The sequence below is a fragment of the Xanthomonas phaseoli pv. dieffenbachiae genome, assembly GCF_008639345.1.
Classification (GTDB): domain Bacteria; phylum Pseudomonadota; class Gammaproteobacteria; order Xanthomonadales; family Xanthomonadaceae; genus Xanthomonas; species Xanthomonas phaseoli.
On record NZ_CP041380.1, the window covers coordinates 3564469 to 3584424 of the forward strand.

At 65.6% G+C, this 19956-nt stretch carries 12 protein-coding genes and 1 pseudogene; 8 read left to right on the plus strand and 5 right to left on the minus strand.

All coding sequences use genetic code 11. The annotated features are described in order from the left end of the window. Positions 1-370 precede the first annotated feature (370 nt). Both FLG15_RS16020 and FLG15_RS16025 read left to right on the plus strand, forming a co-directional pair. Entirely contained in the window at positions 371-697 is a 327-nt protein-coding gene (locus FLG15_RS16020) for a GIY-YIG nuclease family protein (protein WP_017156987.1), read from the plus strand. Positions 698-741: 44 nt separating this feature from the next. After that, positions 742-1449 (plus strand): glutathione S-transferase, encoded by a 708-nt coding sequence (locus FLG15_RS16025; protein WP_057677791.1) that lies wholly within the window; start codon positions 742-744, stop codon positions 1447-1449. Positions 1450-1666: 217 nt separating this feature from the next. On the opposite strand, the gene FLG15_RS16030 is transcribed toward FLG15_RS16025, so the two are convergent. The 5 genes from FLG15_RS16030 to FLG15_RS16050 all read right to left on the minus strand — a co-directional run bounded on the left by FLG15_RS16030 (position 1667) and on the right by FLG15_RS16050 (position 7233). Next, complete coding sequence (locus FLG15_RS16030) at positions 1667-2485, minus strand: DUF3014 domain-containing protein (protein WP_057677790.1); 819 nt, start codon at positions 2483-2485, stop codon at positions 1667-1669. A 337-nt stretch (positions 2486-2822) separates the two neighbouring features. After that, positions 2823-3989, minus strand: a complete 1167-nt coding sequence (locus FLG15_RS16035; protein ID WP_150146776.1) for a lysozyme inhibitor LprI family protein — start codon at positions 3987-3989, stop codon at positions 2823-2825. Then, the gene (locus FLG15_RS16040; protein ID WP_057677788.1) at positions 3989-5590 is read right to left on the minus strand and encodes a SulP family inorganic anion transporter; all 1602 of its coding nucleotides are present in this window, start codon (positions 5588-5590) and stop codon (positions 3989-3991) included. The genes FLG15_RS16035 and FLG15_RS16040 overlap by 1 nt, the downstream gene beginning before the upstream one ends. Positions 5591-5728: 138 nt before the next feature. Then, complete coding sequence (locus FLG15_RS16045) at positions 5729-6793, minus strand: XAC2610-related protein (RefSeq protein ID WP_057677787.1); 1065 nt, start codon at positions 6791-6793, stop codon at positions 5729-5731. Beyond that, positions 6760-7233: a DUF3574 domain-containing protein gene (locus FLG15_RS16050; RefSeq protein WP_017156981.1), complete on the minus strand. Its 474-nt coding sequence runs from the start codon at positions 7231-7233 to the stop codon at positions 6760-6762. The genes FLG15_RS16045 and FLG15_RS16050 overlap by 34 nt, the downstream gene beginning before the upstream one ends. A gap of 221 nt (positions 7234-7454) precedes the next feature. On the opposite strand from FLG15_RS16050, the gene FLG15_RS16055 reads away from it, so the two are divergent. The 6 genes and pseudogenes from FLG15_RS16055 (at position 7455) to FLG15_RS16085 (ending at position 19873) form a co-directional block, all read left to right on the plus strand. Continuing rightward, positions 7455-9890: a TonB-dependent receptor plug domain-containing protein gene (locus tag FLG15_RS16055; protein WP_057677786.1), complete on the plus strand. Its 2436-nt coding sequence runs from the start codon at positions 7455-7457 to the stop codon at positions 9888-9890. A 330-nt stretch (positions 9891-10220) separates the two neighbouring features. After that, the gene (otsB, locus tag FLG15_RS16060) at positions 10221-10979 is read left to right on the plus strand and encodes a trehalose-phosphatase (protein ID WP_057677785.1); all 759 of its coding nucleotides are present in this window, start codon (positions 10221-10223) and stop codon (positions 10977-10979) included. Between the two features lie 48 nt (positions 10980-11027). Continuing rightward, positions 11028-12806 carry a glycoside hydrolase family 15 protein gene (locus tag FLG15_RS16065; protein WP_057677784.1) on the plus strand — a complete coding sequence of 593 codons (1779 nt, stop codon included), beginning with the start codon at positions 11028-11030 and terminating at the stop codon, positions 12804-12806. Continuing rightward, positions 12803-14170: an alpha,alpha-trehalose-phosphate synthase (UDP-forming) gene (gene otsA, locus FLG15_RS16070; RefSeq protein ID WP_057677783.1), complete on the plus strand. Its 1368-nt coding sequence runs from the start codon at positions 12803-12805 to the stop codon at positions 14168-14170. Before FLG15_RS16065 ends, otsA begins: the two co-directional genes overlap by 4 nt. Before the next feature lie 671 nt (positions 14171-14841). Further along, positions 14842-17280 (plus strand): glucose/quinate/shikimate family membrane-bound PQQ-dependent dehydrogenase, encoded by a 2439-nt coding sequence (locus FLG15_RS16075; RefSeq protein ID WP_209225638.1) that lies wholly within the window; start codon positions 14842-14844, stop codon positions 17278-17280. A 725-nt stretch (positions 17281-18005) separates the two neighbouring features. Further along, positions 18006-19873 (plus strand): annotated as a pseudogene (locus FLG15_RS16085) (methyl-accepting chemotaxis protein). Positions 19874-19956 lie beyond the last annotated feature (83 nt).

Below are 19956 nucleotides of genomic sequence, written 5' to 3' on the forward strand. Positions count from 1 at the left end.
GAACAGGTGGCCGGCAGCGCCGGCGATACCGTGCAGATGCGGTTGGCGAGCGAGGTTTCAAGGTTTGCCGGTGCTGGAGATGGACACTGGCAGACCGCTGCCGCCCCAGGCGGGCTGGGCGAAGGCTTCTGGGCAGGCGGACTTGCGTTGCAACTGCGTAGCGTGCAGCAGCGTCGCAGCGAGTGGCAGCCGCTCCGGGCATGGCCCAGCTACGTTTGGCGATGCATGGCCCGCGACTGACGCATGGACGGTCGCCCAACAGGCCGGGATCCACGCGCACCGGCCTGCAAGCACCTCCAGGCTCCGGCACTTGCGCCGCCATTAGCCGACCCCGCAGCGCCCGCACCTGGAACGCGCTGCGCAACCGCGCATGAGTGGCGATAATGCGCCGATGGACGCTCCCAAGCCCTGGCACCTCTACCTGCTGCTCTGTCGCAACGGCAGCTATTACGCCGGCATTACCAACGATCTGGAGCGGCGCTTCCAGGCCCATCTGCGTGGCACCGGTGCGCGTTACACGCGCGCCAACCCGCCCGTGCAGCTGCTCGCCAGCCACCGTTATCCGGACCGCGCCAGCGCTTCGCGCGCCGAATGCGCGCTCAAGCGCCAGCCACGTGCGCGCAAGCTCGCCTGGCTGCAGGCGCAACCGAACGATGCGGAGTCACGACCTGCTGACGCATCGATCACGCCCATCTAGCCATCGTTTTCCTACGCTGCAGCGCCCTACAGGCGAAGCCGACCATGCATTATCAGCTCTACTACTGGACCGGCCTGCAAGGCCGCGGCGAGTTCGTGCGACTGGCACTGGAAGACGCTGGCGCGGCGTATACCGATGTCGCCCGCATCCAGGGCGACGAGGCCATGACGGCGTTTTTGCAAGGCGAGCAGGTCGGCGCGCAGCCGTTCGCACCACCCTTTCTCAAAGCCGGCGACGTCGTGGTGGCGCAGGTCGCGGCGATCCTGCACTTCATCGGGCCACAGCTGCAATTGGTGCCCGATTCGGAACCACAGCGCCTGCAGGCGCTGCAATTGCAGCTGACCATCGCCGATCTGGTGGCCGAGGTGCACGACACGCACCACCCGATCGCAACCGGACTGTATTACGAAGACCAGCAAGCCGAAGCGGCCAAGCGTGCGCAGGACTTGCGTGAAAACCGCCTGCCCAAGTTCCTGGGCTATTTCGAACACGTGCTGCAACAGGCTGGCGGCACGCATGTGCTCGGCACGCATTCGTATGTGGACCTGTCGCTGTTCCAGCTGATTAGCGGCCTGGAGTACATGTTCCCCAGGCGCATGGCGACGCTGGCAAACAACTTGCGCGGGCTGAAGGCGCTGCAGCAGCACGTGGCCCGGCGGCCGCGTGTTGCGAGCTATCTGGCGTCCGAACGCCGGGTGGCCTTCAACACCAATGGCATCTTCCGCCATTACCCGGAGCTGGACGCGGCATAGGCAGCGGCGACGGGTCGGTGCGGCCAGTCGCAACAGGCTGGCCCGCATGCGGGCGCGGCGCAGGCCGTTGAATGCTGCTCTCGATCACGCAGCCAAGCCACCTGATCCTGACCGAGGTGTGCAGCGTTACGTCATGTACATCCGCACTCACGCGAGTGCGAACGCCGCACGGTCGCCCGGCATGCGGCCTTCACCCGGGGGAGCGAAACCAATGGCCTCAGCGCCCCTGCAGCAGGGCCGCGCGAATCCGCTGCAGTTGCGCTTTGACTGCAGCCGCTTGCGTCGGCCCCAGCCGCAGCAGCGCCTTCTGCCCCACCGACAGCGATTCCAGCGATGGCTCGACGAAGCGGTAGCGGCCACGCTCGTCGCGTTGCACGCCGATCGGCTGTTTCGGCTCGGGCGTGCGCAGCAAGTGGTCGATCACATCGATGAGGCGGTCATTGAAGTAACGATCCGGCGCGCCCAGGTCCGCGTACGCCTGCTGAAACAGTGGATAGAAGCGCACATAGCTGCGCGCCATGGCCTGCGCATCCACACGGGTGAATGCGGCCACGTACGGTGCGTAACGCGCCGCATTGGCCTCATCGAGCACCTGATGATCGCCCGCCCCTGCCACCTGCAATTCGCCAGGCACCGGCTGCAGCACTAAGGCGCGGCGGCTGATGCTGGGTTGGGTGAGGTTGTCGATCATGACCACCACGCGTTCGATCAGGTGCTTGCGCAACACGATCGACAATGCGTCATCGTCCTGCACCAACGCCCGCAGCGCTTGCCACGCGGCATCGTCGCTTTGCGCCAACGCAGGAATCGCCGCATCGGCAGCGTCGGCCGACGCTGCCGGCACCGGATGACGTGGTTCGCTACTGGCCGGTCTCGGCTGTGGGCTGACCGCAGCGGCCACAGCACTGGCGGTGCGGCTGATGGGTGCAGGCAAGGTGCCCTGCGGGTCGGGCGGGCCGCTGAACAACCACCACGCGGCGCCAGCGATCAAGGGGACCGCCAACAACCACGGCCAGCGCGAGGATTTGCTTTGCATCGTGGAACTCCTGACATCGACAACATCCAGTGTGTGACAACGGGATGCTTCGGTGGTTCCATCGATTGACGGTGTCGCGCGATTAGCCGCTTGAGGTGGGGCGTAGCGCGATAGCTCGCGGCTCCTGGAAAACACATCGACCGGCTTGCCGGCTGTGTGTGGGACGTCCTACCGATCGAGCAGTTCAACTGGTCCTTGCCCACCCGCTATCGCGGCAACGCATGCCGCATGAATGCCGCAAAGGAGCTACAGGGACGTACGCAGCTGGTCCTGCGATGGTCGGCAGGCAAGGCCCCTGCGCGAACCGGCAGATCCTTCGCTGCGCGATCCGCGTCACTTAGCCGGCGAAATCCAATCGCGCATTCACCCAGGCCGCGACAATGGCAGCGGCAACCTGTTCGGCCTGCCTGGCCGGCATGCGTTTTTCGCTTACCAGCCAGGCGGCCGTCTCTGCGCGCACTTTTGGCAACAGCGCGCGCACGGCGTTGCGCTCGGCTGCCGGCCAGTCGCTGTCGTCGCCGGACCACGCAGCAATCGCCTGATCCGGATCGTTGCCGTAGCGCTTGCGCAACTCCGGTTGCAGATACAGTGCCGGCGACACGGCAGCGCTTAGCGCGATGATTTGCCACTCGGCGTAGCTGGCATAGCGGATGGTGCCCGCGTCCTTGCTCAAGGCCTCGATCAGCCCGGCAAACCCGGCATCCAGCTGTTTCCAGCTCGGTTGCGCGAACAGCCCGCCGGGCGGCTCGCAGATCGGCGCGAAACTGTCGCGTGTCGAGCCATAGAGCGGACCGAACGCCTCATACGCCGGCTCGCCCACTGCAGCGAAGATGAAGCAATGCACATACGGCCGCTCCGCACGATCTTCGCGCTCGATCCACATGCGCAGCAGGGTCAGCACACGCTGCTGCTGTTGCATGGCAGGCGCGCCTTCCACATCGTCGAGCAAGGACGCTGCGAAATCATCGCTCTTGCGTAGCGCCTTGCGTGCGCTTTCAAAACGCGCGCTCGCCAGGGCGGCATCCACGCCTGCGGCAGGCGCGAAGTGATGCAGATACGCCAGCCACGCCGAGGCCAGCGGCGCGTCGTAGCCCTGCAACTGGCGTGCAGCGTCCGCTGGCGTTTTGGGGATGCTGGCGATGATGCGGTCCAGCGCTCGCTGCTGGGCGTCGCGTGTCTTGCTCAGCGCATCGACCCTGGCCTTCAAACTGCGTTGCAGGCAGTCATCCATCTTGGCGTCCTCCGCGCAGGCATTGCGCTGGCGCAACCAGGCGCGTTGCTGATCGCGTACCGCGGTGAGCGAGGTACGCGGCGCGGTGTCCAGCACGCCGCGGTACGCCTCATCCAGTTGATCGTCCAGTTGACCGAGCGCCGGTACCGCGCATAGCCGCTTTTCCACCGGCGTGCCCGCCTGCTTGCAGTCGAACGACGCCGTCCATGCGGCGCCGGCGCTCAGCATTAGCACACCAGCCACGATGCCCTGCACGCCACGCATCCGATACATCACTGCAACGCCTGCTTGCGCGCCGGCAGCAGCGACAGCAACAGCAGCGTTGCCGCCAGCGCCACATAGGCACCGACGAACTGCCAGCTGATCAGCCGCGCCAGGCCTTGCAGCGACCACGGCAGATAGATGCCGCCGCGCGGGTCCACCGAGTGGATCAGGCCGAACAGGGTCAGCCCGGCAGCCACCAGCAGGAACACCGCGCCGCGTCGCAAGCGGCCGTCGATCATCGCCGCCACCGTGGCGATCCACAGCATCGCGGTGATGATGAAGCCATTGCCTAAGGCGAAGATCACTGCCAGCTCAGGCAACCCGTGGCCATCGACCTTGGTGGTCAGCGCGACCAGCTGCTCCGGTGCAATCCAGCCCGGCGCCTTGATGGTCAGCAGGTACGCAACCGACGGCAGAAAGCCCAGCACCATCGCACCGGCGTGCTGCTTGGGCGTGGCCTGGAATGCCTGCGTGGTGATGTCGATGGAGACATACACGATGATCGGGGCCAGCACGGCCAGCGGCAACCACTGCACCAGGCCGCTGATCACGCCAAGCATGCCGCCGATCCCGATGAACACACCGGTCAGCAGCGTGTAGCCGCAGCGCGCGCCCATGTGCTTGTACGCGGGCTGGCCGATGTAGGGCGTGGTCTGCGCGACGCCGCCGCAGACGCCGGCCACCAGCGTGGCCAAGGCTTCCACCAGCAGGATGTCGCGGGTGCGGTAATCGTCGCCGGCTGCGCGTGCGCTCTCGCTGACGTTGATGCCGCCCACCACCATCAACAAGCCGAACGGCAACAGCAACGGCAGGTACGCCACCGTGGCCGGCAGGCCGTCGATAAAGCCCAGCGTCGGCAGCGGCAGCACGATCTGCGGCGGATTCCACGCCGGCAAGGCGAAGCCGGGGGCACCCAATCCCGACAGGCCAAGCCCGTAATACAACGCGGTGCCGATCACGAACGCCACCAGCACGCCGGGCAATTTGGTCGGCAGGCGGCCCTTGGCGAGCAGCACATACAGCAGCAGGCCCAAGGTGACGAAGCCGGCCACTGGCGAACGTAGCGTTTCCAGCAATGGCAACAAGCCCATCAGCACCAGCGCGATCCCGGCGATGGACCCGAGCAAGGCCGCCCGCGGCAGCGCGCGCGTCACCGCTTCGCCTGCGAACGACAGCACCAGCTTGAGCAGCCCCATCACCACCAACGCGGCCATGCCCAGTTTCCAGGTGGCGATCGCGGCGGCCTGCGGGTCCAGCCCCTGCGCCTTGAAACCGGCAAACGCCGGGCCGAGCACCAACAGCGCCATGCCGATGCTGGTGGGCGCGTCCAGGCCCAGCGGCATGGCGGTGACGTCGTCGCGCCCGGTGCGTGCGGCCAGCCGCCGCGCCATCAAGGTGTACAGCAGGTTGCCCACCAGCACGCCGAATGCGGTGCCGGGGAACATGCGCTGGAACACGACGTCGGCCGGGAACTGGAAAATACCGACCAAGGCCATCGCAATGAAGCCAAGGATGGACAGGTTGTCGACCACCAGGCCGAAGAAGCCATTGAGATCGCCAGCGACGAACCAGCGCGGCGCAGCCGCAGGACGCGAAGAGGGAGCCGACATGAGAACCAAACAAGCGTGGGGGTCGGCCGATGGTAGCCGCTGCATTGCAAGGGCGACAGCGGCGCGGTGGATCAGAGCGTGTCGCGGCCATGGGGCCATCGGGCTGTCCGTGAGCAGGCAGCCCGGCGCCATCGCCCGCTACTGCATCGCTGCATCCACATCGATCCAGCCCACGCTGTCGCTGCGGCCGGCACTGCGATAACGCACCTGCAGCCGCCTACCATCGGCGCTGACGTCCAGCGCATCGGCCTGATCGCCGCGCACCAGATAGCGCTTGGTGGCGGTGGCCGTCGGCGTGGCGTACAGCGGCAAACGCGCCACCTGTACATGCAGTTGCACCGGCATGGGTTCTTCGAGCGTGGTGCCGATTTCGCTTGCCACCTTGGTGCCGCGCGGGTCGTACATCGGCCACACCGATAAAGGCATGCCATCCTCGCTTCCCGAATCCAGCAAGGTCTGGATCTGCGGCGACTCGATCCGCTGCTGCGTCCGCCAGACGTACAACCGCCCGCCAGCGTCGTAGCGGTAGACATCCGCGTACCACATCGGCCCACTGCGGCAGGAACTGGTCAGGCTGCGTTGCTGTTGATCCGCAACCAGATTGAAGAATCCTTCGCACTGCACCGTCGGCCGCGTCGGTGCAGCGAGCGCATGAAAGCGGCGCTTTGCAGGATCGAACACAAAGACCCACACCGCCTCGTTGACCTGACCCAGCATTGCCGACACCGCAAGATCCGGGCGCCCGTCGAAGTTGTAGTCGTCGCTGCGCAGCTGCGCGCCGCCCTCGCCATCGTCCACATTCGCGTCGAACCACTGTTCGGTATCGCCGGGAGACAGCACCACATGCAGGCGCTGGCCGACCAAGGTGGCGGTCGCATGGGTGTGCGCATCTAGCGTTAAACGAAGACTTGTGTCGTCTGCCGCAGCGCCGAACGCCAGCCCGCCTGCCATCGCAACCAACAGTGCGCGCGCGGTGCGCATGGGCGGCAACTGCAACGCGCCAAGGCGCATGCGCAGCTGGCCGGAACCGGTGCGCAAATACGCGCTCCCCGACGACGCATGCGATACCCGCCCGCGCCGGAGGACGCGCGGCATACGACCACCAACGCCGGCGAGCGTGGTGGCCGGCACCTGTACGGACCTGTCAGTGCGCAAGCCAGGCCGCCGACTCAGAACGAGACCTCGACCGGCTGCCGCGACCACAGCACCGACTGGTGTCCGGTGGCCTGCTTCCAGGCCAGCCGGATCGCCTCGATGTCGCTGCGCCGTTGCGGGGTGTCTTCGTGCAGGATCACCAGCACCTTGGTCCCCAGCCGGTTCGGCTCCTTGGCGCCGCGGAACAACCATTGGCCGTAGGCGTCGAACACGGTCAGACCATCGGGGAAGCGCGGAGTCACTTCCTTGTCCAGAAACGCGCGCCATTGGGTTTCGTCGATGGTGCGGGTCTGCGGGCGGTCGGCCGGGCCGGATTCCTCGCCGACGCCGAAATACAGCTCGCTGCGCACCCAACCCCGTGCCGCCGCCGGCCGCGCTGCATCGCCCTGCAGGCTGGCAGTGGTCGCGGTCGGCGCGGTGCCGGGCGTGGTGGCGCATGCGGTCAGCGCCAACATGGCGGCAAGCAGGCAAGACGGCAGCAACTTCATCGACTTCTCCACAACAGATCGGGGGACAGGATTTGGGGCAGGCTCATGCAAGGCTGATATCAGCTCATGCCGGCGCGCACGGACTGTGCCATCTCGCGCCGGCCTGAACAACGCGATAATATCTTTCCATCCGGATGAATGTGGACAATCCGCCCTCTTTGCGCCCAGCCCGGCCGGATGCCGACCGCGCGGCGCGTTGCAGTTGCAGGAGAGAGAACAGCATGACCCGCCCCACCCTTTCGGTGATTGGCCTGGCCATCGCCGCCGTGCTCAGCGCCAACGCGCAAGCCCAGCAGGCCGATGCCGGCGCCACCACCCTGGACACCGTGATCGTCACCGGCACCCGTGCCAGCGACCGCACCGTACTGGAATCGACCGTGCCGGTGGACGTGCTCACCGCCGAAGACATCCGCAAGGCCGGCGTGGTCAACGGCGAGCTGGGCAGCGCACTGCAGGCGCTGCTGCCCTCGTTCAACTTCCCGCGTCAGTCCAACTCCGGCGGCGCCGACCATATCCGCGCCGCGCAGCTGCGCGGGCTCTCACCCGACCAGGTGCTGGTGCTGGTCAACGGCAAACGCCGCCACACCTCTGCGCTGGTCAACACCGACAGCAAGATCGGCAAGGGCACCACGCCGGTGGATTTCAATTCGATCCCGATCAACGCGATCAAGCGCATCGAAGTGCTGCGCGACGGGGCCGGGGCGCAATACGGCTCGGATGCGATCGCCGGGGTCATCAACGTGATCCTGGACGACAACCCCGAACGCGGCGAACTGGAAGCCAGCTTCGGCGCCTACAACACCGATGTGAAGCCGATCGACCGTCGTGTCACCGACGGCCAGACCAGCTACGCCAGCGCCAAGGTCGGCTCGCTGCTGGGCGACGACGGCGGCTTCTTCAAGGTCGGCCTGGAACTGAAGAACCGCGAGGCAACCAACCGCGCCGGCTTCGATCAGATTCCCTCGTTCGAAGAACAGACCCCGGCCAATCTGGCGCTGCGGGGCCAGCGCAATTACGTGCTCGGCGACGGCGCCACCAAGGGCCTCAATGCCTGGCTCAACACCAAGGTTCCGTTCAGCGCCAGCGGCGAGTTTTACGCCTTCGGCACCTACAACCAGCGCGATACCGAAGGCGCCAATTACTTCCGTTACCCGGACAGCAGCGCCAACTGGCGCGAGATCTACCCCAACGGCTACCGCCCGATTTCCGAAGGCGAGAATCGCGACCTGCAACTCGTGGCCGGTGCGCGCGGGCAATGGGGCAACTGGGATTACGACGCCAGCGTCAACTACGGCCGCAACGACTTCACCTACCGGCTACGCAACTCGCTCAATGCATCGCTGGGGCCCAGCAGCCCCACACGCTTCAAGACCGGCGATTTCGCCTTCGCGCAGACCGTGGGCAACCTCGACCTGACCCGCGTGTTCGACGCCGCCGGCGCCACCCATACCTTCGGCACCGGCGCCGAGTTCCGCCGCGAGCAATACCGCACCCACGCCGGCGACCCCGCCAGCTACGCGGCCGGCCCGTTCACCGATCGTCCCACCGGTTCGCAGGCCGGCGGCGGGCTCACCCCGCAGGACGAAGCCGACCTGTCGCGCAACGTTGCCAGCGCCTACGCCAACGTCTCCAGCCAGTTCGGCGACAAGTTCTCCACCGACCTGGCCGGCCGCTACGAGCATTACCAGGATTTCGGCAGCCAATGGACCGGCAAGTTGGCCGCACGCTACGCGTTCGCACCGGCCTTTGCGCTGCGTGGTGCCATCTCAAACAACGTGCGCGCGCCTTCGCTCAGCCAGATCGGGTATGAAGCCACCTCCACCGGTTACGACGCCGCCGGCCGCCTGACCCAGGGGCGCCTGCTGTCGGTCAACAACCCCATCGCGCGCGGACTGGGCGCCACCGATCTGAAGCCGGAAAAGTCGGTCAACTACAGCCTGGGCTTCACCAGCAAGCTGGGCGATCACTTCGACGTGTCGCTGGACTTTTTCCAGATCGATATCGACGACCGCATTGCGCTGTCCGAAGACATTACCGGCGATGCGCTGACCAGCTTCGTGCAGCAGAACTACGGCGTCACCGGCGTGCAGAGCGCCAGCTATTTCCTCAATGCCGCCGACACCCGCACCCGCGGCGCCGAGCTGGTTGCCAACTGGCGTCAGTACGCCTTTGGCGGCGACCTGCTGCTGACCGGCACCTACAGCTACGCCAAGACCGAGTTGGAAAACATCATCGCCACCCCGGCCCAGCTGCTCGCACTGAACCCGGAGTACGTGCTGTTCGGCGTGGAAGAAAGCAATACGCTTACCGACGCCGCACCGCGCACCCGCGCCTCGCTTGCCGCGAACTGGAGCAACGAGCGCTGGAACCTGCAGACGCGCGTCAACCGCTACGGCAGCGCCACCCGCGTGTTCGATTTCGGCGGCGGCTTCGTACCGCGCCAGACTTACGGCGCCGAGTGGCAACTGGACCTGGAAGCCGAATACCACCTGGGCACGCAATGGACGCTGGCCATCGGCGGGCAGAACATCCTGGACAATTACTCGGACCGGTCCATCGACGACATCGCTTACTTCGGCAACCTGCCTTACGACGTGCTCTCGCCGATCGGCAGCAACGGCGCGTACTGGTATGGACGGGTGCGGTACAGCTTCTGATGCGGGATCGGGATTCGGGATTGGCAAGAGCAGCATTGCTGCGAATCCCTAATCCCTAATCCAGATTGGCCTTGCCTCCACTACGACACCGTCCAGGCAATCGGCAATCGTTGGCATTGGAGACTCGAGATTGGCAGGCGTGGCCCTGCCATGCATACCCGGTGCCCAAGACGGTAGCGGAACTGACTGGCAGGGCCATGGCGCACGCCATCAAAGGCGGTTCGGGATCGGGATTGGCGCGCCCTGCTTTGCACGAATCCCCAATCCCGACTCCCCAATCCCCCCCGTTCCATAACCTGAATCTCACACCGCTTTGCGCACACTGCCTGGATGGCAGACGCGCATCCCCCCCTACCGTCGCCGCCATTGCTGGACGATGCCTGTGCATTGTTCCTGGACGTGGACGGCACCCTCATCGACTTTGCCGACCGCCCCGAGGCGGTGCAGCTATTGCCCGAAGTGCGCGAGGCCATCGGCCTGCTGAGCAAGCGCCTCAAGGGCGCCGTTGCGCTGGTCAGCGGTCGGCCACTTGCCCAGCTGGATGCCCTGTTCGCTCCCTTGCTGCTGCCGGCCGCCGGTCTGCACGGGCATGAACTGCGCAGCGATCTGGCGGCACGCGCGGCAATGCCGCAAGACACCTCCGAGTGGCTGCACGGCCTGCATCAACGCGCCGCGGCGCTGACCCACCAACACCCGGGCGTGCTGGTCGAAGACAAGGGCGCCAGCGTGGCGCTGCATTGGCGCGCCCGGCCGCAGGCCGGCCCCGAGGTGCTCGCCTTCGCGCAGCAGGAAATCGCCCAGCTTTCCGGCTATCGCCTGCAGCCCGGCGACCACGTGGTGGAATTCGTTCCCGAGGGCAGCAACAAGGGCCTGGCGGTCGAACAGCTGATGCAGCACGGCACCTTCGCCGGCCGCACGCCGGTGTTCGTCGGCGACGACCTCACCGACGAATTCGGCTTCGATGCCGCCAACCGGCTCGGCGGCTGGAGCGTGCTGGTGGGCGATCGCGCGCAGACCAGCGCGCGCTTCCGCGTCGATGGCACCGCCGACGTCCACGCGTGGCTACAGCGCAATGCACGCAATCGCTGAGCACAGCGCACCTTCTCTCTTTCACTTCAACAGGATCGTTTGCACTCCATGACCGAGCCAAACCTGGATCTGGGCGTCATCGGCAACTGCAGTTTCGGTGCACTGGTCGATCGGCAGGCACGTGTGGTGTGGAGCTGCCTGCCGGCATTCGACGGCGACCCGGCCTTTTGCACGCTGCTCTCGCCCAAGACCGAAGGCGGCGACTTCGCCGTGGAACTGGAAGATTTCGCCAGCAGCGAGCAGCACTACCTGCCCAATACCGCTGTGCTGCGCACGGTGTTGCGCGACAGCAAGGGCGGCGAGGTGGAAGTCATTGATTTTGCGCCGCGCTGGCGCAACAACGGGCGCTTCTATCGGCCTGTCAGCATCATCCGCCAGATCCGGCCACTGAGCGGCAACCCCCGCATCATCGTGCGCGCCCGCCCGTTGGCCGACTGGGGCGGCCGCACGCCGGACACCACCTGGGGCAGCAATCACATCCGTTGGGTGTTGCCGGAATTCACCCTGCGCCTGACCACCGATGTGCCGGTACGCTTCGTACGCGACGGCTTGCCGTTCGTGCTCAGCCATCCGGTGAGCCTGGTGCTGGGCGTGGACGAATCGCTGACCCGCTCGCTCAACGGTTACGTGCAGGAAGCGCAGGAACGCACCGAAGAATACTGGCGCGAATGGGTGCGTTACCTGTCCATTCCGCTGGACTGGCAGGAAGCGGTGATTCGCAGCGCGATCACGCTCAAGTTGTGCCAGTACGAAGACAGCGGCGCGATCATCGCGGCAATGACCACTTCGATCCCGGAAGCGCCCAATACGCCGCGCAACTGGGATTACCGCTATTGCTGGCTACGCGATGCCGCCTTCGTGGTGCGTGCGCTCAACCGGCTTGGCGCAACCCGCACGATGGAGCAGTTCATCGGCTACATCTTCAATATCGCCACCACTGACGGCACCATGCAGCCGCTGTACGGCATCGGCTTCGAATCGCAGCTGGAAGAACACGAAGTGGACACCATGGCCGGTTACCGCGGCATGGGCCCGGTGCGGCGCGGCAACCTGGCATGGATCCAGCAGCAGCACGATGTCTATGGCAGCGTGGTGCTGGCGTCCACCCAGCTGTTCTTCGACCTGCGCCTGAAGGATCAAGGCGATGCCGACACCTTCCGCCGGCTTGAACCGCTGGGCGAGCGCGCCTATGCATTGCACAACGTGCCCGACGCCGGCCTGTGGGAATTTCGCGGCCGCGCCGAAGTGCATACCTACACCGCCGCGATGTGCTGGGCGGCATGCGATCGCCTGTCCAAGATTGCCGACCGGCTGGCGCTGCCCGAGCGCAGCACCTACTGGCGCGAACGTGCCGACAGCATCCGCGAGCGCGTATTGACCGAGGCATGGAGCGACGAACACGGCCATTTCACCGATACCCTCGGCGGCCATCGGCTCGATGCATCGCTGCTGTTGCTGGCCGATATCGGGATCGTGGCCAACGACGACACCCGCTTCGTGCGCACGGTCGAAGCCGTTGGCCGCGTGCTCAAGCACGGCGATGCGCTATACCGCTACATCGCACCGGATGACTTCGGTGAGCCGGAAACCAGCTTCACCATCTGCACCTTCTGGTACATCGACGCACTGGCCGCGATCGGGCGCAAGGACGAGGCACGTGAATTGTTCGAACGCATCCTTTCGCGCCGCAATCACCTTGGCTTGCTGTCGGAAGATCTATCGTTCGAGGACGGCGAAGCCTGGGGCAACTTCCCCCAGACCTATTCGCATGTTGGCTTGATCATCGCAGCGATGCGCTTGTCGCGGAGCTGGCAGGAGGCGTCATGAGTCGTTTGGTGGTGGTATCCAACCGTGTTGCAGTGCCTGGCGAAAACCGCGCCGGCGGCCTGGCGGTTGGCTTGTTGGCAGCGCTCAAGGAGCGCGGCGGCATGTGGTTTGGCTGGAGCGGCAAGACCGTGCGCGGCGACAGCGGTGGCATGCACGAGCAGACCGAAGGCGACATCACCTTCGTCACCCTGGACCTCAACAAGCGCGACATCGATTCGTACTACAACGGCTTCGCCAATCGCACGCTGTGGCCCTTGCTGCACTTCCGCCTGGACCTGGTCGATTATGATCGCGCCACCCGCGAAGGCTATATGCGCGTCAATCGGCTATTTGCCGAAAAACTCGCGCCGCTGCTGAAAGACAGCGACACGCTGTGGATCCACGATTACCACATGATTCCGCTCGGCGCGATGCTGCGCGAGCTGGGCGTGGGCTGCAAGATGGGCTTCTTCCTGCACGTACCGATGCCGTCGGCCGATCTGGTGCAGGCCATGCCCGATCACGCGCGCCTGTTCAGTACCTTCTACGCATACGACCTGGTCGGATTCCAGACCCAGCGCGATGCCGAACGTTTCAAAGCCTATGTACGCCTGTTTGGCGGTGGCCGCATTCTGGAAGGCGATCTGGTGGAAGGCCCGGGTGGGCGCCGCTTTAACGCTTCTTCGTTCCCGATCGGGATCGACACCGACCTGATTGCCCACCAGGCCAAGGCGTCTGCCGGCAAGCAGGCGGTACGTGATCTGCGCGAAAGCCTGCGTGGCCGTCAGTTGGCCATCGGTGTAGACCGCCTGGATTATTCCAAGGGCTTACCGGAGCGCTTTCAGGGTTTCGAGCGCTACCTGGAGCGGTATCCGGATCAATCCGGCAGCCTGACCTATCTGCAGATCGCGCCGGTCTCGCGCGGCGATGTCACCGAATACCGCCAATTGCGCAGCCAGCTCGAACAGATCGCCGGCCACATCAATGGCGGACATGCGGAGCCGGACTGGACGCCGCTGCGCTACGTCAATCAGAACTTCAGCCATGCCACGCTGACGGGCTTCTATCGCGCGGCCTCGGTGTGTCTGGTCACGCCATTGCGCGATGGCATGAACCTGGTTGCCAAGGAATTCGTGGCCGCGCAGGATCCGGCAGATCCGGGTGTGCTGGTGTTGTCGCTGTTTGCAGGTGCAGCCGATGAAATGAAGGAAGCACTGCTGGTCAACCCACACGATCTGGATGGCGTGGCCGACGCGATCGCCACAGCGGCAAGCATGCCGCTGGCAAGCCGCATCGAACGCTGGCACGCAATGATGGACCACCTGCGCAAGAACAATATCAACCACTGGCGCCAGCGCTATCTGCAGGCGCTGTCTGAGGTGTAAGGCAAACCTTTTCCCACCAGGGCATTGTTCTCCTCAATGAAGGAGACGGTGCCCGAAATGCGGACGTGGGTGCGGCCGCAATCAGAGTGAAGTCCGGAGCTCCTAGAGATGCGCTGCGTGGCGCAGCTATATTGAGCGGCTGCTGCGTTTGGCCAATGCATGACGCAGCCATATTGAGCAGCTGCGGCGTTTGGCCAAGCTGCCCCGACTCGCAATGGGATGATTAGCTCGCACGTCGACAGTCTGCAGCTGCGATCGACACGGCAGTCACACGCAACGCCACGTGCGCGGCTGCACCCTGCTCTTCGATCGTGGTCGCGCTTAGCAGCAGCGCATGTCGCCGATGGCTGTGCAAGTACCGCATGCACTTCGCAAGGCGTTCAAAATCCGCATGTTTCCGGTGTGCCAAACGTGCAGGTTGGAACGCTGGTTCCTATTCCGTCACGGACAAAGGGCGTTCGGGGGTCTAAAATATTTGCATGATTAGCGCTGAGGACCCTGGGAGGGGCTGCGCGTTCATAGCGTTCGACGTTCGTATCTAGATCCGGGGCCGCGTGTTGGCGCCTGCGATCGCTCTCCCTCCACGACTCGCCACCGCTCGCTGGTGCCTGAGTCCTTCCTGACATCTCAAAATGACTGATCAATCCTCAAAACGTGGGCTAGGCACCTGGTTGCTGGTGGCCTATGCCGTGGTGATCGCCGTGCTCGGCGCGGTGCTCGCCTATCAAGGCGGCCGCCTGGTGGCCGTGGGCGGCTCCTGGTATTACCTGATCGCGGGCATTGCCCTGTTCCTGGCGGGCGTCCTGCTCGCGCTGGGCAAGCGCGCCGGGCTGTGGCTGTTTGGCGCCACGCTGGCCGGCACCATCGCCTGGGCGCTGTGGGAAGTGGGCCTGGATGGCTGGGGCTTGGTACCGCGCCTGGCCATGATGTCGGTGCTCGGCCTGGTGCTGCTGCCGTTCTGGGGTGTGGCGCGTCGTCGCATGCAGCCGCTATCCGGGCTGGGCTATGCGCTGGTGACCGGCGTGCTGCCGATCCTGGGGGCGGCGCTGATCCTGTGGCCGCTGCTGATGCCGCGCAATGTCGAGCTGGCCGATGCCTCCAAGCTGCCGGCCGACAACGCAACGGCCTTCAGCCGCGGCACCGTGCCCAGCCCCGACGGCAACGTCGCGGCCAACCACGACGCCAGCAACTGGACCTCCTATGCCGGCTCCAACCTGTCCAACCACTACACCCCCGGCGCGCAGATCACCCCGGACAACGTGAAGAATCTCAAGGTGGCCTGGGAATTCCACACCGGCGATCTCAAGCCCAAGGATTCCAAGCTGGGCTACGCCTTCCAGAACACCCCGCTCAAGGTCGGCGACCTGCTCTACATCTGCACCCCCACCCAGAAGGTGATCGCGGTGGAAGCAGCCAACGGCAAGGAGCGCTGGCGCTTCGATCCGCAGACCAATCCCAAGGCGATGGCGGGTGTGGCTGCCACCACCTGCCGTGGCGTGTCGTATTACCAGGCACCCGAAGGCACCGCCGAGTGCCCGACCCGGATCTTCTGGCCGATGGTCGATGGCCGCCTGGGCGCGCTGGACGCGCAGACCGGCAAGCTGTGCACCAGCTTCGGTAACAACGGCTATGTCGATCTGAATGCGGGCACCGGCAACACCAAGCCGGGCTTCGTCGGCCCGACCTCGCCGCCGGTGGTGATGCGCGGTGTGGTGATCCAGCCGACCGGCCAGGTCCGCGACGGTCAGGAAGGCGATGCGCCGTCCGGCGTGGTGCGTGGCTTCGATGCGCTGACCGGCCAGCTGCGCTGGGCCTGGGACCTGGGCAACCCGGCGATCACCGCCGAGCCGCCGGCCGGCCAGACCTACACCCGCTCCACCCCGAACGTGTGGTCGCTGATGGCCGCCGACGACGAGCTGGGTCTGGTCTATCTGCCCACCGGCAATGCGTCCGGAGACTTCTTCGGCAAGGGCCGCACCCCGCAGGACGAGGAATACACCGCCTCGCTGGTTGCGGTGGATGCCGCCACCGGCAAGGAGCGCTGGCATTTCCGTACCGTCAATCACGACTTGTGGGATTACGACATCGGCCCGCAGCCGAACCTGGTCGATTGGCCGGTCGCCGGCGGCGGCACGCGTGCTGCGGTGATCCAGGCGACCAAGTCCGGCCAGGTGTTCGTGCTGGACCGCGCCACCGGCGAGCCGATCATGCCGGTCAAGCAGATCCCGGTACCGCAGGGAACCGACCACGGTGACTGGACCGCTGCCACGCAGCCGATCTCGCCGGGCATGCCCAACACCGTGGGCGCGCCGAGCCGCGAGTTCGAAAAAATCATCGAATCCGATGCCTGGGGCATGACCCCGTTCGACCAGTTGGTGTGCCGTATCCAGTTCAAGCAGCTGCGCTACGAAGGCATGTTCACCCCACCCACCCTGCAGGGGTCGCTGGCATTCACCGGCAACCACGGCGGCATCAACTGGGGCGGCGTTTCGGTGGACCTGCAGCGCGGCATCATGGTGATGAACAGCAATCGCCTGCCCTACACCCTGCAGGTGTATACCCGCCAGAAGATGGACGAGCTGGGCGTGGTCTCGGTGTTCGACGGCAAGAGCAAGACGCCCGGCTACATGGCGCAGAAGGGCCTGGCCTACGGCGCACGCAAGGAGCCGTGGATGTCGCCGCTCAACACCCCGTGCGTGGCACCGCCGTGGGGCTACATTGCCGGTGTCGACTTGCGCACGCAGCAGGTGATTTGGCGCCGTCCGTTGGGTACCGGTTATGACCAGGGCCCGATGGGTATCCCGTCCAAGACCAAGTTCGAAATCGGCACGCCCAACAACAGCGGCTCGCTGGCCACCGCTGGCGGAGTGACCTTCATCGGCGCGAGCCTGGACGACTTCATGCGCGGCTTCGACACCCGCACCGGCAAGCAGGTCTGGGAGACCCGCGTGCCCGCCGGCCCGCAGGCAGCGCCGATGAGCTACACCATCAACGGCAAGCAGTACATCGTGGCTGCCGTCGGTGGACACGACCGCATGGAAACCAAGTCGGGCGACAGCGTCATTGCCTGGGCCCTGCCGGACGATGCGCAGGCCGCGCCTGCCAAGTGACGGCCGCGCTCCACGCACCACGCGGCCAGGCAGTGCGCTGATGCGCATCAGCGCATGCAGTCTGCACTGCATCGGCCGCTGCGCCTCACCCGCCTGGCTGCGTGCTGGCGCATAGGCAACCTGCCGTCGGCCCGGGGCCGACGGACGCATCAATCAAACCGGTCGTCGCGAGGCGGCCGGTTTTTTTGTGCGCGCGCATCCAGGTGCGGCCAAGGCTCGTGGGTCCAATCCGAGGATGTCGGCCCAGCGCAAGACGCGCGACCGACGTGGGTTGGCTGTCAAACCTGCGTCGTGGACGTCCGGATCCACGCCAACCTCCGAGGCCGGCGCCCCCATGCAGCAGCCAAAGGCCTGTGTGGGTGCCAATCCAGAGCCCGCGCAGGTCGACAAGCCAACCAGCACCATTCCCAGGAGGGGTTTGTCCACCCCAAATCGCAGCTCGCCGACATTGCCGGGCATTCGGCACGCACAGGGATTTTTCACGCGGAATTTACAATCAAATTGACGCGTGGGCGCATTTGATCGCACCCGACGCACATACCCTGGCGAACTGAAATCGCTTCCATATCAATGACATCCTGCCATTTCGGGACCTGGTTGCCACATTCCGACGAACGGCGCCTTCACATCATCATGATTCGGACTCAGCCGCCGATACCCCCATTGCGGGCCATGGACTGCCGATGCCGCTCCCCCTTCTCAGATCATCCAGCTGGACTCAGCCTATGTCGCTTGCACACGATGCCGCCCCCGTTGCCCAACCGCCTGCCGGTCGGCATTTGCGCGCGCTACCTGGACCGCATGGCTGCCCGCCGCTGCACATATCGCGCTGCTGGCGTTGCTGGCCTGCTATGCCGCCACGCTGGTGCCCGGCGGCTTCCTGAGCGGGCTCGGACGCGTGCTGCCCGCCCTGCTGGTGTTGGGCGCGACAAGCGCCGGGCTCTGGTGGTGGTCGCGCCGGCGTCACGACGGCCAGTTGCAGCAGGCAATGCGTGCGGCGGTGGCGATCGGCGAAGGACGCATCCAGCGTCTGGACCTGCGCAACGCCTCCGGCGACCTCGCGCCGTTGCTGCATGCGTTGCAGGATGCCCAGGACAAGCTCGCCATCCGCATCGACGTGATGGAGCAAGGCCTGCGCCATGGCCAATTCGTGATCAAGGCGCTGGACGATCTGGACACCATGATCCGCATCGCCGACGACGATGGCCAGGTGCTGTTTGCCAACCGCAAACTGCTCGCCATGCTCAAGCTGATCGAGCCGGATGTACAGAGCTTCCGTCCCAGCTTCCATGCCGAAGGCTTCGTCGGCGGCAGCATCGGCGACATCTATCCCGACAGCCAGGCCGCGATCGACCGCATGCGCGCGTTGAATGCCTCCAAGGCCGTGCGTGCGCCGTTCTTCGGCCGCCAGATCGACTTCGTGTACAGCCCGATCATCGCCGCCGACGGCACCAAGCTCGGCACCATCGCGCAGTGGATGGACGTCACCGCGCAGGTCAATGCCGAGCAGGCGCTGATCCAGATCATCGACGCCGCCTCCGCCGGCGATTTCAGCCGCCGCATGCAGATCGACGGCATGGACGGTGTGCTGCTGACCCTGGCGCAGGGCATCAACCGCATCTACGACTCGGTGGAAACCCACCTGGCCGCACTGGCGCGCGTGATCGGTGCGCTGGCCGAGGGCGACCTCACCCAGCGTGTGGACGGCGATGCGCACGGTATCTTCGCGCGCTTGCGCGACGACACCAACCAGACCGTCACCCGCCTGACCGAGATCATCGGCGGCATCCAGACCGCATCGGACACCATCCGCCAGGCCGCGGTGGAAATCGCCGCCGGCAACATGGATCTTTCCGAGCGCACCGAGCAACAGGCGGCCAATCTGGAAGAAACCGCCAGCTCGATGGAAGAACTCACCTCCACCGTGAAGCAGAACGCCGAGAGCGCGCTGCAGGCCAATCGCCTGGTCGTCGGCACCGGCGACGTGGCGCAGAGCGGCGGCCAGGTGATGGACGAGGTGGTCGCCACCATGGGCCAGATCAGCACCGCCTCGCGCAAGATCGGCGAGATCATCGGGGTGATCGACGGCATCGCGTTCCAGACCAACATCCTGGCACTCAATGCCGCAGTGGAAGCCGCACGTGCCGGCGAACAGGGCCGCGGTTTTGCGGTGGTCGCCTCGGAAGTGCGTGCCCTGGCGCGGCGCTCGGCCGATGCGGCCAAGGAAATCAAGACGCTGATCGCCGATTCCACCGACAAGGTGGAGCTGGGTTCGGGCTTGGTGCACCGCGCCGGCGCGACCATGCGCGAGATCGTCGGCTCGGTCAAACACGTCACCGACATCATGAGCGAGATCACCTCGGCCAGCGCCGAGCAGTCCAGTGGCATCGAGCAGGTCAACCGCACGGTCGCGCAGTTGGACGAGGTCACCCAACGCAACGCCGCGCTGGTGGAAGAAGCCACCGCCGCCGCGCGCAGCTTGGAAGAACAGGCGGTGGAACTGGCCGATGCGGTCTCGATCTTCCGCCTGCAATCCGACACCCGCCCGAGCACCTCCAACCTCGCGCGCGCCAGCTTCCACAACGCGGCATAAGCCCGGCATGCTTGGCGATTCGTAGGAGCGCACCCGGGCGCGACCGGGTTTGGGCAGAAATGCCATCCATCAACAGCTGCGCT

What these genes read in the sequence shown, in the direction of transcription:
- FLG15_RS16020 (WP_017156987.1), top strand. Translation starts at nt 371, where the DNA reads ATGAGTGGCGATAATGCGCCGATGGACGCTCCCAAGCCCTGGCACCTC.
- FLG15_RS16025 (WP_057677791.1), top strand. Translation starts at nt 742, where the DNA reads ATGCATTATCAGCTCTACTACTGGACCGGCCTGCAAGGCCGCGGCGAG.
- FLG15_RS16030 (WP_057677790.1), bottom strand. Translation starts at nt 2,485, where the DNA reads ATGCAAAGCAAATCCTCGCGCTGGCCGTGGTTGTTGGCGGTCCCCTTG.
- FLG15_RS16035 (WP_150146776.1), bottom strand. Translation starts at nt 3,989, where the DNA reads ATGTATCGGATGCGTGGCGTGCAGGGCATCGTGGCTGGTGTGCTAATG.
- FLG15_RS16040 (WP_057677788.1), bottom strand. Translation starts at nt 5,590, where the DNA reads ATGTCGGCTCCCTCTTCGCGTCCTGCGGCTGCGCCGCGCTGGTTCGTC.
- FLG15_RS16050 (WP_017156981.1), bottom strand. Translation starts at nt 7,233, where the DNA reads ATGAAGTTGCTGCCGTCTTGCCTGCTTGCCGCCATGTTGGCGCTGACC.
- FLG15_RS16055 (WP_057677786.1), top strand. Translation starts at nt 7,455, where the DNA reads ATGACCCGCCCCACCCTTTCGGTGATTGGCCTGGCCATCGCCGCCGTG.
- otsB (WP_057677785.1), top strand. Translation starts at nt 10,221, where the DNA reads ATGGCAGACGCGCATCCCCCCCTACCGTCGCCGCCATTGCTGGACGAT.
- FLG15_RS16065 (WP_057677784.1), top strand. Translation starts at nt 11,028, where the DNA reads ATGACCGAGCCAAACCTGGATCTGGGCGTCATCGGCAACTGCAGTTTC.
- otsA (WP_057677783.1), top strand. Translation starts at nt 12,803, where the DNA reads ATGAGTCGTTTGGTGGTGGTATCCAACCGTGTTGCAGTGCCTGGCGAA.